The sequence below is a fragment of the Nonomuraea sp. NPDC004186 genome (assembly GCF_053603495.1).
Genome location: NZ_JBSGFQ010000020.1, coordinates 81,516 through 94,131, shown reverse-complemented (window position 1 = coordinate 94,131; position 12,616 = coordinate 81,516). Strand labels below are relative to the sequence as shown.

Genomic DNA, 12,616 nt, shown 5'->3' with positions numbered 1-12,616 from the left:
CCCGCCGTACGGGCCTGAGGCGTCTCTTGAGGCTGGAAACGCTCCTGGGGCTGGTCTGATGCCCGGCGGGGAGCCGCCGCCCCTCTGTGTGCATTACGGAGTCGTGTGTGACTGTTGTGGGCTTTCGTATGACCTGGGGAACAGGATGGCATTGACAATCGATGTCATCTTTGCGAACTCACGCATTGACTCTTGTGAACTCATTGGTTGACCCGTGTAGATCCGGGTATGTTCTCCAGTGCCCCCGATCGACGGGATTCGGACGGGGGCGCCAATTCTTTCAGGCGTCGATCTTCCGCCCTCGCGCGCGTTCTGGCTGTGTGTTTCTGGCCGAGGCGTCGCGGTTTCGTCCAACACCACGTGGCTCGGCGCGTTTCCGCAGGTCGGAGGCCGGAAGTCGTGGTAGGGAAGCGGCCGGTTTCGGGCTGATTCGTCCGGTGTTGCGGGCCGTGCGCCGTCAGCAGGCGCAGGCGGCGCCGGACACCGGCGCCGTGAGGGCGTCCACGGGGCGCCGGGTGACGCCCGAGGCGGTCTCCACGGGGAAGCCCTCCCTCGCCCAGTACTCGAAGCCGCCGATCATCTCCTTGACCCGGTAGCCCAGCTTCGCGAACTCCAGGGCCGCTCTGGTGGCGCCGTTGCACCCCGGGCCCCAGCAGTACGTCACGACCATGGCCTCACCCGGGACCAGGCCGGGCGCCCTCGTGGCGATCTCGGCGGTCGGGAGGTGCACGGCGCCCTCGATGTGGCCCTGGTCCCAGCTCTCCCGGCTGCGCGAGTCGACGACCACGACGCCGGGAGCCCCGGCGGCCAGGTCGGCGGCCACGTCCGAGACGTCGGTCTCGAAGGCGAGGCGGGCGGCGAAGTGGGCGAGCGCGGCGGCGTTGTCGGACATCGGGGGATCGTTCCCTTCGTAGCGGGTGACTGCGAAGGATCGTGTCACTTTCCGCAGGTAGGAGGACAGTGGCGTGAATGCCGCTGATCGCTAATATCCCGCCAGAGTGCGATGTCTGATACCTGCGAGAGTTCTGTCGGGGTCGCCCGGTACAGTCATGAGCCATGCGTACGGACACCACTGACAGTCGACCCACAGTCCTCGTCTGGGGCGCCCTGGCGGTCGTCTACGTGGTCTGGGGTTCGACGTACCTCGGGATCGGCGTCGCCATCGAGTCGATCCCGCCGATGCTCAGCGGGGCCCTGCGGTTCATCACCGCCGCCGCCCTGCTCGCCGGTTTCCTGCTGGTCCGGTCGGGGCCGTCGGCCTTCAGGATGTCGCGCCGGCAGTTCGTGGGCGCGGCCGTCGTGGGCGTGCTGCTGCTGACCACCGGCAACGGGCTGCTGGCGGTGGCCGAGCAGTACATCTCCACGGGCCTGGCGGCGCTCCTGGTGGCCTCGGTGCCGCTGTGGCTGGTCGTGTTCAGGTTCGCCGTACGCGACCGTCCCAAGACGCTCACGCTCGCGGGCGTGCTGGTCGGGCTCGGCGGGGTCGCGGCGCTGTCGCTGACCGGCGCCGACGGCGGCAGCGGCGTCGGGATCGTGGTGGTCCTGCTCGGCTCGGTTTCCTGGGCCGTGGGCTCGTTCCTGTCGAGCAGGATCCAGATGCCCGCCAACGCGCTGGCCACCAGCGCGGTCGAGATGGTCGTGGGCGGCGCCGGGCTGCTGGTGCTCGGGACCGGGGTCGGCGAGCGGCTCGACGTGTCGGCCGTCACCACCAGATCGTGGGTGGCGCTGGCCTACCTGGTGCTGGTGGGGTCCCTGATCGGGTTCACCGCGTTCTCCTGGCTGCTCGGCAACGCCCCCATCTCGCTGGTGTCCACCTACGCCTACGTCAACCCGGCGGTGGCCGTCGCGCTCGGCGCGCTCATGCTGGACGAGCCGATCACGACCCAGGTGGTCGTCGGCGGCCTGGTCATCCTGGCCGGCGTGGCGCTGGTGATCTCAACCGAGCGGAAGCGACCGAAGCGCGTCCTCGAAGACGTCGACGGTGGCGGCGACGTCGGCCTCGGTGTGGGCGGTGGACAGGAACCACAGCCCGCGCGGCACCATGTTGACCCCGCGGTCGAGCAGCGCGGCGTGTAGGCGGGTCATCATGGCGCGGTCGGTCCCGGCGAAGTCGCGGTAGTCGCGTACGGCGGGCGCGTCGGTGAAGTACGTCTGGAAGACCGGCCCCGGCCCGTCCACCAGCATCGGGACGCCCACCTTGGCCGCGGCCTCGCGCAGGCCGGCCATGAGCTGCCGCCCCCGCGCGTAGAGGGTGCCGTAGACCTCCTCGCGCTCCTCGTCCAGGATGCGCAGGGTGGCCTCGGCGGCGGCGATGCCGACGGGCTGGGAGTTGAACGTCCCGGCGTGCGCGACCTTGCCCGAGGAGATGGCGTCCATCACGGCCGCCCGCCCCGCCAGCGCGGACACCTGCATGCCGCCCGCCATCGCCTTGCCGAAGACCGACAGGTCGGGGCTGACGCCGAGGTACTCCTGGGCGCCGCCGGGGGCGAGCCGGAAACCGGTGATGATCTCGTCGAAGATCAGCAGGCTGCCGTGGCGGTCGCACAGCGCGCGCACCCCCTGGAGGTAGCCGGGGTCCGGCTCGATGGCGCCGGTGTTGCAGAGCACCGGCTCCGTGACGACGGCGGCGATCTGTCCCGCGTGCTCGTCCATGAGACGGCTGAGCGCGTCCAGGTCGTTCCAGGGGCAGATCACCAGGTCGGCGGCGGGTGGCTGGCCCGCGGTGCCGGGGACGGGGCGCGGGTGGTCCTGCGGGCCCGCGTCGTCCAGGGACGGGTGGACGCTGTAGAGGACCGGGTCGAGCCAGCCGTGGTAGTGGCCCTCGAACTTGAGGATCTTGGGCCGTCCGGTGAAGCCGCGTGCCAGGCGCCAGGCGGCGTGCGCGGCCTCGGAGCCGACGGTGTTGAAGCGGACGCGCTCCGCGGAGGGCACCATCGCGCACAGCCGCTCGGCGACGCGGGCCTCCGCCGCGTGCTGGGCGGAGTAGACGATGCCGCGGGCCACCTGCGCGGCCACGGCCTCCACCACGGCGGGCGGGCAGTGGCCGAGCAGCGCCGGGCCCTGGCCGAGCACGTAGTCGGTGTAGACGTTGCCGTCGACGTCCCAGAGCCTGGCTCCCGATGCCCTGTCCACGTAGAGCGGCACGCCCGCGGTGCGGCGGGCGTCGCTGGAGACGCCGCCCGCGATGTAGCGCTGGGCATTGGTGTAGAGGTCGCGGCTGACGTCCAGAGTGCGGGTCATGCCGACCATCAAACGGGGGCACCTCGCCCGGCCACAAGAAAGAGAGCAAGAAGCGGGTCTAAGCGCAAATTTCGGTGCTTGTGGAGGTCACAGGGCCTTGATGGGCTTACGGACATGTTTCTTGGACGCATTCGGCGCACCCCTTCCGGCCCCGTCGAGCTGGTGGCCCGGCGCGCGCCCGGCGAGCTCGTGAGCCTGGCCGACCTCGGGTCCGACCCGGTGGCGGCCCTGGACTCGTACGGGCTCGACCGCCTGACCGAGCTGGTGGCCGGCCACGACGGCCCCGCCTTGGACGAGAGCGCGGTGATCTTCGAGCCGCCCGTCGCCACCTGCACGAAGATCTGCTGCCTCGCGCTGAACTACCAGGAGCACGCGGACGAGAGCGGCCTGGAGGTGCCCCCGGAGCCGGTGCTGTTCTTCAAGCCGCCGTCCGCGCTCGTGGGCCACGGCCACCCGGTCGTCGCCCCCGCCCGCACCCGCCACCTGGAGCACGAGGTGGAGCTGGCCGTGGTCATCGGCAAGGTGACCAGGGACCTGCCGGCCGAGCGGTGGCGCGAGGCCGTCGCCGGATACACCGTGATCAACGACATGACGGCCCGCGACCTCCAGCTGGCCAACATAGCCCGCAACGTGCCGTGGGACCAGTCGAAGGGGTTCGACACCTTCGCGCCCGTGGGCCCGTACCTGGCGACGGTGGACGAGGTGCCCGATCCGCAGGAGCTGGAGCTGACCTTGGAGGTGGACGGCGAGGTCAGGCAGCGGGCCAACACCCGGCAGATGGTCTTCGGGCTGCCCCGGCTCATCGCCGACCTGTCCGACGGGATGACGCTGATGCCCGGGGACATCGTCGCGACCGGCACCATCGCCGGGATCGCCCCGCTCAAGGACGGCGACACCATGCGGGCCACGGTGGAGGGAATCGGGACGCTGGTGAATACGGTCAAATTTCGGTCCGCCTAAAGTAGAGGCATGACCTACGCCGTGGCTGCCCTGGTGGACATCGACGACTTCATGGTTTCCGAGAAGACCCGTGGCCGGCCGTGGGCGCTGCGCCAGCTCCAGCGCGCCGATCACGCGGTGCGCGCCGCCGCGAGCGCCCGCCGCGACGCGACCTGCCACCCCCGGCCCCCGGAGGAGTGGCTGATCGTGTTGTCGGGCGCCGACCCGGGCGCGCTGATGTCCGACGCGGAGGAGCTGGCCGAGGAGCTGCGGGCCAGGATCGTCCGCGAGACGGCGTGGACGGCCACGGTCAGCCTGGGCGCGCCCAGCCTCGAACACCTCGCGGCGGAGCGGGACGCCAGGCGGGTCAACGACTACAAGCTCGTGCTCGGCGGCGACCGGGTGATCGCGCCTCCCGCGCACGAGAGCGCCGCGCCGGCGCCTCCGGTGCGCATCGAGCAGGAGCTGACCAGGCGGGTCCGCGCCGGTGACCGCAACGGCGCGGCGGGCCTGCTGGCCGGGTGGGTCGACAGGTGCGCCAGGGAGCCCGGGGTCGACCCGCGCACGCTGCGCAACTGGCTCATCGGCCAGCTGCTGTTCGTGGTGGACGTGGCCAACCGGAGCAGGCTGGCCGACGGGTCGACGGACTGGGTGGAGGCCTGCGCCCGGCTGCCGATCGAGGACATCGTCATGGTTGGAGACATCCACGAACGCTCCTACCTGCACTTCTGGCTGCGGGAGACGCTGGGCCGGCTCATGCCGGCCGCGCCCCGCCGTGACGTGCTCGCGCTGGCCGAGGCGTACCTGGCGGAGCACTACACCGATCCCGGGCTGCGCCTGGCGACCGTGGCGGAGGCCGTGAGCGCGAGCCCGTACTACATCTCGCACCTGTTCGCGGAGGAGCGGCGGACGACGTTCCTGCGGCACCTGACCGGGCTGCGGCTGCGGCACGCCCGCCGGTTGCTGGCCACCTCGGCGCTGCCGGTGGACGTGGTCGCCGCGCACACCGGCTACCCGACCGCGAAGGCCCTGCGCAGCGCGTTCCGGCGGTACGTCGGCTGCTCCCCCACGGAATACCGCAGGGCCGGGCTCCGGCCCGAATCGTGACCAGGAGGACGCGCATGGACCTGGCGATCGACGGCGGGCAGACGGGCCTGCGGATCGGCCTGGCCGAGTCGGGGCGGATCCGGGAGATCCGCGAGCTGCCCGGCCTGTCGTACGCGGAGGGCTCCCCGGCCGAGGCCGTGCTGGAGCGGATCGGGACGGGATGGGGGCCACTCGGCACCGTCTGCCTCGGCCTGACCACCATCCTGGACGACCCCGGCAAGCTGGCAACCCGGCTGCTCTCCATGGCCCGCCGCGTGCTGATCACGACCGACGTGGTCACCTCGCACGCGGGGGCGTTCGCGGGCGGCGACGGCGTGGTGCTGGCCGCGGGCACCGGAGCGATCGCCCTGGGCGTGGGTGACGGCATCCGGCAGGTGGACGGCTGGGGCTACCTCTACGGCGACGCGGGCAGCGGCTTCTGGATCGGCCGCCGCGGCCTCGACGCCGCCTTCCGGGGCTTCGACGGGCGCGCGGAGCCCGGCCCGCTCACCGAGCGCGCCCAGGCCGTGTTCGGCGACCTGGCCGGCCTGCCCGGGCGCCTCTACCTGGCCCCCGACGCGGTGGCGCGGATCGCGCGCTTCGCCGTCCACGTCCTGGAGCTGGCAGGAGACTCGGGCCGCGTCCTGGAGCCGGCGGGAGACTCGGGCCGCGTCCTGGAGCCGGCGGAAGACCGGAGCCGCCCAGATCCCACGGCCCGCGCCATCGCCGAGGAGGCGGCCCGCGAGCTGGCGGGCACGGTGGCGGCGGCGGCCCGCTGCCTCGCGAATGAGGCGGCGGTGCCCGTCGCGTGGACCGGCCGCCTGCTGCGCGACCCCGGACTCCGCGCCGGCTTCGAGGCGGAGCTGGCCCGGCTGCTCCCTCAAGCGACCCTCCGGCCTCCCGCGGGCGACAGCCTCGCGGGCGCCGCCCTGCTGGCCGCCTCCACGGGGCCGAGCCGCTACGAGACGATGATCAGAACGGCGGAACGATGAGAGTGGGACACGGCACCGCCGAGCTGCCCGTGCCGGACGGCACGCCGATGGGCGGTTACATCGACCGGCCGGGGCCGTCCACGGGCCTGGCGGACCCGCTGTCGGTCAGCGCGGTGACCTGGTCGGACGGCGGGAGACGGTTCGCGCTGGCGATCGCCGACGTCATCTGCGTCAACGAGGACCTCGCCGCGCGGGCCAGGCAGGCGGCCGGGTGCGAGCTGTGGCTGGCGGCGAGCCACACCCACGCGGGGCCCGAGACCGGCTGCGTACCGGGCGGCGGGCCGACACCCGAGCCGTGGCTCGGCCGGCTCACCGAGGCGGTCCGCACGGCCGTGCGGCGGGCGATCGAGGCGGAGCGGCCGTGCGAGGGCATGGCGTACCGCGGCGAGCTGCACGGGGTCGGCGCCGACCGGAGCAGGCCGGGGGCGCCGGCCGTGGTGCCGCTCGACCTGATCGCCGTGCGCGACGGCGGCCTCGCCGGGGTGCTGGCGGTGCTTCCCGTGCACCCCACCGTGCTGCCCGCGGCCAACCGCCTGGTCAGCGCCGACCTGGTCGGAGCCGTACGCGCGAGCCTGCGGCGGCGGCTCGGCGAGGACGTCTGGGTGGCGGTCGCCACCGGCGCGGCCGGCGACATCAGCACCCGCCACACCCGGCGCGGCCAGGACGCGGCGGAGCTGCGACGCCTGGGCGAGCTCGTCGCGGACCGCTGCGCCGAGCTGCTGGCGGGTCCGGGCACCCCGCTCTGGCGGGCCGGACCCACCGGCATCTCCTGGGCCACGCGACGGCTGACGCTCGAACCCGCCGCCACGACGGCCGACGAGGCGGCCCTCCTCGCCGGGTACGAGCAGGCCGCGGCGTCGGGTGACCCGGTCGCCACCCGCCTGGCCCGCAGCAGGCTCGAAGGGCTGCGGGCGCGCACCGCACCCCCCGTACGGACCGGCGTGGACGTGAACGTCGCCCGCCTCGGCGGGCTCTCCCTCGCCGGGCTGCCCGGCGAGCCGTTCCTCGCCGTCGCCGAGCGCGTCGCCGACCGGCCGGGTGAGCCGACCGTGGTCCTGGGCTACGTCAACGGCTACCCCGGATACCTGCCGACGGCCGCCGCCTACCGGCGTGCCGAGTACGAGGTCCTGGCCAGCCAGGTGGCCCCGGGCAGCGCCGAACTCATCGCCGAGACCGCACGAAACCTGCTGGAGGATCTGTGATGGACCAGAGCTCGTACGCGCTGATCGCCGGATCGGCCGTGGACCGGCTGCTCACCGCCGAACGCGACGCGATCGAACAAGCAGGCGCGCTGGTCTACGCCTCGTTGCGCGCGGGCGGGGTGCTCCAGGCGTTCGGCACCGGCCATTCGAGGTCCGTCGCGCTGGAGCTCACCGGCCGGGCGGGCGGCCTGGTGCCGGTCAACCAGCTCGGCATCCGCGACCTCGCCTACTACGGTGACGCCTCGCCGCGCGACCTCCTCGACCCGAAGATCGAGCGTGAGCCCGGCCTCGCCGCACGCGTCTGGGAGCTGGCCGACATCCGGCCCGACGACGTCTTCGTGATCATCTCGAACTCCGGCGGCAACGCGGCGATCGTCGAGATGGCCCGGCTCGCGGTCCGGCACGGGCACCCCGTGATCGCGATCACCTCTCGCGCGCACACCGCCGCGGTGGCCGTCGAGGAGCGGCTGGCCGACCTGGCCCAGGTGGTCATCGACAACGGGGCGCCGTACGGCGACGCCACGCTGCCGCTGCCGGGCGGCGGCAGCGCCTGCGGCGTCTCGACCCTCACCGGCGTGCTGGTCGCGCAGCTCCTGGTCGCCGAGGTCGTCGGCCGCTTCCTCGCGGCCGGCGAGCCGCCGCCCGTCTTCAAGTCGGCCAACACCCCGGGCGGCGACGCGCACAACGCCCTGCTGCTGGACAGGTACGGCCCGCGCGTGCGCCTCGGCGACGCCTAACTCCGCACGAGCCGGTACGGCTGGCGGGGCCGGCCCGCCTGGGTGCCCTTGACCGGAGGCATGGGCCAGGCCAGGCCCTCCTCCGCGAGGCTCTGCAGGACCCGGCGGGCGCTGCGCGGGGAGATCGACAGCACCTCCGCGACGATCTCGGCGTCGACCACCATCGAGTCGCCGTCGTGCAGGCCCTCCACCAGGCGTTCGAGCAGCTTGGCCGCCTTGGTGGCGACGATCGGCTCGGTGTCCTGCCGCTTGCGCCGGCGTACCGGCAGGGACAGCACGGTGCCGTCGCCCCCGACCAGGTACGCGGCGGTCGCCCCCGCGTTGCGGGCCTTCTCGACGGCCGCCATCGCGTTGGCGTCGGCGTCGCGGGCCGTGCTGCCGAGCCCGACGCCGACCTCGACGTCGACCCCCACGTCGGAGCGGATCCGGTCCATGAACGGCGCCATCCTGAACCCCTCCGTGGCCTGGCCGAGCGCGCCCACGGTGGCGGTGACGACGTAGCCGTTCTCGTCGCGGGGCGCCACGGTGGCGCCCATGAGCCGCGCGTCGGCGAGCAGCGAGCGGTGCAGCGACAGCTTCAGCTCCTGCTGCCAGTAGTTGCCCGGCCCGGAGTAGCTGGGCTTGGCGGAGGCGGCGAGCTCGACGACCACGATGGCGATCTGCGCGTCCTCCAGCCTGCTGCCGGTGCCGAGCAGGGCGGCGGTGTTGAGCGCGAGGCGCAACGTGTGGGAGGTCGGCAGCAGGCGCAGCACGGGCACGCCGGCGGCGCTCAGCTTGTTGGCGACGCTCCTTATCGTGGTGAGCGCCGCGGTGGTCTCGCCCTGGCGGTAGAGCTCCTCGTGGAAGGCGCCGAAGCCGCGCGCCGACTCCGGCCGGTCGTACTCGGAAAGGTGCACGCCGGCCGTGCTCACCCCGATCTCGCCGTACGCCTCGTCCACGTCGGCGGCGGGCAGCGAGTCGATGCTCACCCTGGCCGGGTCGATCCCGTGGGTGAGCACCCCGCGCAGCAGGCTGGCGTACAGGCTGGCCCCGCTCATGGGCACGAACGTGGCGGGGACGGTCAGCTCGCCCGCCTGCCTGGCCAGGTCGTGCTGGAGGGGCCCGGTGAACAGCACCACGTCGATGCTGTCGGCGATCCGCGAGAACTTGTCGTAGGTCTCGTGCTCCTCGGCATGAGGCGCGCCGAGCAGCCGCCAGTCGGCCGCGGCCGGCAGGCCGGCGCCGATCATCATGATCTGTTCGACGAGATCGTGCGGTCCCACGACTCCGATCGTCACCCTGGGCCGCGACTCCGAACGCAGCCGGTCCATGATCTTGATCACCCCAGTCCGGATCTCCACTGCAGCAAGCGGGTCATCGTCGCACCGAGCACCGCGGCCTGGTCCCCCTCTGCGAGGCCACTGAAGATTACCCTCCCCAGCGAGATCCGAAGATCGATGAAGGGGAAGTCGGACCCGTAGACGACCCGGCCGGCACCGAGCTCCCGCACCATCCTGGCGATGTCGGGCCCGGTGTTGAAGGACCCGCACACCTCCAGGATGACCCCTGGGCGCCGGTGCGCCACCTCGATGGCCCGCTCGATGCCCAGCGGGGTCGCGCCCGCGTGCCCCGCGATGATCACCACGTCGGGGTGCTCCGACGCGACCGCGTCCACCGCGGCCAGGTCGTTGTAGGGGGAGCCGTCGTAGGTGTGGGTGAGCACCGGGCAGCCGGTACGCTGCGCGAACTCCCACACACCGGCGTAGCGCCTGCCGGTGAGCGGGTAGTCGTGCAGGTCGGGGTGGAGCTTGATGCCGCCGAAGCGCGGATCCGCGCTCCACCTGGCCAGCTCGCCGTCGGGGTCCTGCCAGGGGTTGATCGTCAGGTATCCGGTGAAGCGGTCCGGCGCGCGCTCCACCGCCTCGGCGGTCGCGGCGTTCCCCGCCGCCGCGTCGAGCTGGATCGCCAGGTGGCTGGAGATGACGGCGTGCGCCACGCCGCACCTGTCCATCACCCGGACCATCGCGTCGGGGGACGCCTCAGGGATGAAGAACAGGCTGTAGGGGCCGGAGTGCGCGTGCGCGTCGACGATCCGGACGCTGGTCTGCGGGCGGCGCTGCCACAGCGCCGAGGTGATCGCGTTCACATCGCCCCCACGGGCAGCAGTTCCAGCAGGGTGCCGGCGCCGATGGCGGCCACGGCCGCGTCGTCGAGCTCCGCCCACAGCAGCCGGGTGACCGCCTCGGCGGGGTCCCTGAGCGGCGCCCCCGTGCCGAAGACGAGACGGCGCTCGCCGTACCGCTCGACGAGCCATTCGAGGCCGCAGTGCGAGGACAGGTTGGCCAGCCCCAGGTAGACGTTGCCGGTGCGGGAGAGCACCCCGGCCGCTTGCCTGAGCTGGCGGTAGCCGATCGCGCCGACCACGACCCGCAGCTTCGGGTGCGCGGCGGCGACGGACTCCACGGCGGCCCAGCCGGTCTGGGCCGCGTCCACGAGCAGCGGCAGCCCGGCCTCGGCGACGGCGGCGAGCATGGCCGCGCAGTCGCGGCCGGCGAGGTCGTAGCCGTGGTCGGCGGGGTAGGCGCGGACGGCGCACACCCCGCCTTCCAGCGCCCCGGTCACGAACTCGTCCGGCGTGCCGGTCTCGCCGCAGGTGCCGGGCAGCATCACCCAGCAGGGGCGCAGCCTGGAATGGTCGGCGACCAGGCCCAGCAGCTCCCTGTTGCCCGTCGCGGGGTCGTGCAGCCACGACAGGGTGTGGCTGACCACGGCCTCCGCGATGCCGAAGCGGTCCATCCTGTCCAGCGCCTCCGTGATCGAGCCCGTGCCCACGTCCCTGCGGGGATAGCGGCCGAGCATCGCGTCAGCGTCGATCAGCATGAACCGTCCAATCTTCGGGGACACAGGGGGGTTGGTCGCGGTAGGGGAAGATGCCGACGGTGAACCTGCCGTCGGCGCGCCGCAGGCCGAGCGAGTGGATCTCGCCGTACTCGGCGGTCCTGGTGGCGGGGTCCGGGATCCGGGCCGGGCCCGTCCCGTACACCACCTCGTCGGGCGGTTCCAGCGGCACCACCAGGATTCCCGGGCCACGGGTGCCCGCGAACCCGCCGTCGCGCTCGACCCACGGCGACAGGCCGTGGATCTGCCAGATCGCCTCCGCGTCGATCCGGTCCGTGACGATCCAGTACGGGTTGTCGCCCTTGACGAAGACGATCTCCCGGTCGTGCCGCGCGCTGTAGCCGTGGTGGTGCCCCGCGAAGACGTCGGCCCGCGCGGAGACGGAGAACAGGTCACAGGCGGCGCGGCGGTCCTCGGTGTAGCCCTCGCCCGGGACGAGCAGCGTGTTGTGCGCCCTGGTCGCCTGGTACCAGTCGTAGTAGCCGGGGTCGTCGTAGGACGGCGGGCCGCCCCCTTCCCAGGCCAGCGGCACGCCCCAGCCCGACAGCACGAAGTCGAGCGCCGCGTGGTGGCTGTGCGGTTCGAGCTCGTGCCCGACATAGGGGCCGTAGTTGACGACGGTGTGGAAGTCCCCGTGGCGGAAGGTGGCGTAGCCGCTGGCCTCCAGGTTGTGCGAGCCCTCGGCCGGCCCGACGTCCTGCGGCCAGATCAGGCCGCTGTCCTGCAGATGGGGCACCCAGCCGCCGGACGTCGTCAGGACGCTCAGCCAGCGGTACATGGCCTGGCGGCGGGGGTGCCGCGCGAGCGCGGGCTCGACGGCCACGGCCCGTTCGAGGTTGTCCAGGCACATGAGGTGATAGCTGGGCGAGCGCTCGTGGTGGCCGCCGTCGGCGCGCACGTCCTGTTCGAGGTGCTCCAGGATGCGGGCCATGGCGACCTCGGCCCACTGCTCCGCCTCGGGGAGGTCCGCGAACACCCTGGCCGTGTGCAGCAGCTCGCACGCGTTGACGAACTGCCAGTTGCCGTGGCGGAACTCGTCGTGCTCCTCGGCCGACCACCTGGCGCCGCCGACGACCGTCTTCATCATCCGCAGCCAGCACCCGTCGCTCAGCGCGGGCTCGTCCGCGAAGACGGCCAGCGCCTCGGTGACGTACATGGCGCGGGCGCGGACGCCGAGCGAGTACCAGACCACGTCGAGCCCCGGCCAGTCGCCCTCGACCCGGTCGCGGTCGTCGTACCACTGGCGGAACAGGCGGTCCCACTCGGCCGCGTAGCGGGGGTCCCCGGTCCCGGCGTAGGCCGTGATCAGCGGGGACATCCAGCGCAGGTAGTGGAAGCCGTACAGCAGCGAGCGGCCGTGGCCCTTGTCCAGGAAGTCGACCTCGATCCCGAGCAGGGCGTCCGCGCCCTCCGCGCCGAGGGCCGCCGGGACCGGCCGCCGCCGGCGCCAGGCCCTGGCCTCGGCGACGCCGCCCGTCCCGAGCGTTTCCAGCAGGGCCTCGTCGGTGATGTGCCGCATGCGCGTGGGATGCACGTGCGGCGG

General features: G+C 73.0%; 11 protein-coding genes and 1 pseudogene. 6 read left to right on the top strand and 6 right to left on the bottom strand.

Annotation, left to right across the window (positions count from 1 at the left end):
- Positions 1–457: 457 nt before the first annotated feature.
- Positions 458–892 (bottom strand): rhodanese-like domain-containing protein, encoded by a 435-nt coding sequence (locus tag ACWEPL_RS18825; RefSeq protein ID WP_363977160.1) that lies wholly within the window; start codon positions 890–892, stop codon positions 458–460.
- A gap of 164 nt (positions 893–1,056) precedes the next feature.
- Here ACWEPL_RS18825 and ACWEPL_RS18820 point away from each other — a divergent pair, with 164 nt between their 5' ends.
- Complete coding sequence (locus tag ACWEPL_RS18820) at positions 1,057–2,076, top strand: EamA family transporter (protein WP_452436928.1); 1,020 nt, start codon at positions 1,057–1,059, stop codon at positions 2,074–2,076.
- Here the strand turns inward: ACWEPL_RS18820 and ACWEPL_RS18815 are convergent.
- A pseudogene (locus ACWEPL_RS18815) lies at positions 2,011–3,240 on the bottom strand (aspartate aminotransferase family protein); the annotation flags it as partial. The gene ACWEPL_RS18820 and the pseudogene ACWEPL_RS18815 overlap by 66 nt on opposite strands.
- 114 nt (positions 3,241–3,354) lie before the next feature.
- On the opposite strand from ACWEPL_RS18815, the gene ACWEPL_RS18810 reads away from it, so the two are divergent.
- From ACWEPL_RS18810 to ACWEPL_RS18790, 5 genes are read left to right on the top strand one after another with little or no spacing between them, the layout of a single operon-like run.
- Positions 3,355–4,200 (top strand): fumarylacetoacetate hydrolase family protein, encoded by an 846-nt coding sequence (locus tag ACWEPL_RS18810; protein ID WP_363977155.1) that lies wholly within the window; start codon positions 3,355–3,357, stop codon positions 4,198–4,200.
- Between the two features lie 9 nt (positions 4,201–4,209).
- Complete coding sequence (locus tag ACWEPL_RS18805) at positions 4,210–5,286, top strand: helix-turn-helix domain-containing protein (RefSeq protein WP_452436927.1); 1,077 nt, start codon at positions 4,210–4,212, stop codon at positions 5,284–5,286.
- A gap of 14 nt (positions 5,287–5,300) precedes the next feature.
- A complete protein-coding gene (locus ACWEPL_RS18800; RefSeq protein WP_452436926.1) occupies positions 5,301–6,257 on the top strand; it encodes an N-acetylglucosamine kinase in 957 nt (318 codons plus the stop codon).
- The gene (locus ACWEPL_RS18795) at positions 6,254–7,459 is read left to right on the top strand and encodes a hypothetical protein (protein ID WP_452436925.1); all 1,206 of its coding nucleotides are present in this window, start codon (positions 6,254–6,256) and stop codon (positions 7,457–7,459) included. The genes ACWEPL_RS18800 and ACWEPL_RS18795 overlap by 4 nt, the downstream gene beginning before the upstream one ends.
- Entirely contained in the window at positions 7,459–8,196 is a 738-nt protein-coding gene (locus ACWEPL_RS18790) for a sugar isomerase domain-containing protein (protein ID WP_452436924.1), read from the top strand. The genes ACWEPL_RS18795 and ACWEPL_RS18790 overlap by 1 nt, the downstream gene beginning before the upstream one ends.
- Here the strand turns inward: ACWEPL_RS18790 and ACWEPL_RS18785 are convergent.
- The 4 genes from ACWEPL_RS18785 to ACWEPL_RS18770 are packed head-to-tail and all read right to left on the bottom strand — an operon-like array spanning position 8,193 to position 12,592.
- Positions 8,193–9,536, bottom strand: a complete 1,344-nt coding sequence (locus tag ACWEPL_RS18785; RefSeq protein ID WP_363977140.1) for a GTP cyclohydrolase IIa — start codon at positions 9,534–9,536, stop codon at positions 8,193–8,195. The genes ACWEPL_RS18790 and ACWEPL_RS18785 overlap by 4 nt on opposite strands.
- Positions 9,515–10,321, bottom strand: coding sequence for an amidohydrolase family protein (locus tag ACWEPL_RS18780; protein ID WP_363977137.1), 807 nt, complete (start codon positions 10,319–10,321; stop codon positions 9,515–9,517). Before ACWEPL_RS18780 ends, ACWEPL_RS18785 begins: the two co-directional genes overlap by 22 nt.
- On the bottom strand, positions 10,318–11,055 hold the full coding sequence (locus ACWEPL_RS18775; protein WP_363977134.1) for an amidohydrolase family protein: 738 nt from the start codon (positions 11,053–11,055) through the stop codon (positions 10,318–10,320). The genes ACWEPL_RS18780 and ACWEPL_RS18775 overlap by 4 nt, the downstream gene beginning before the upstream one ends.
- Positions 11,039–12,592 (bottom strand): heparinase II/III family protein, encoded by a 1,554-nt coding sequence (locus ACWEPL_RS18770; protein ID WP_452436923.1) that lies wholly within the window; start codon positions 12,590–12,592, stop codon positions 11,039–11,041. The genes ACWEPL_RS18775 and ACWEPL_RS18770 overlap by 17 nt, the downstream gene beginning before the upstream one ends.
- Positions 12,593–12,616 lie beyond the last annotated feature (24 nt).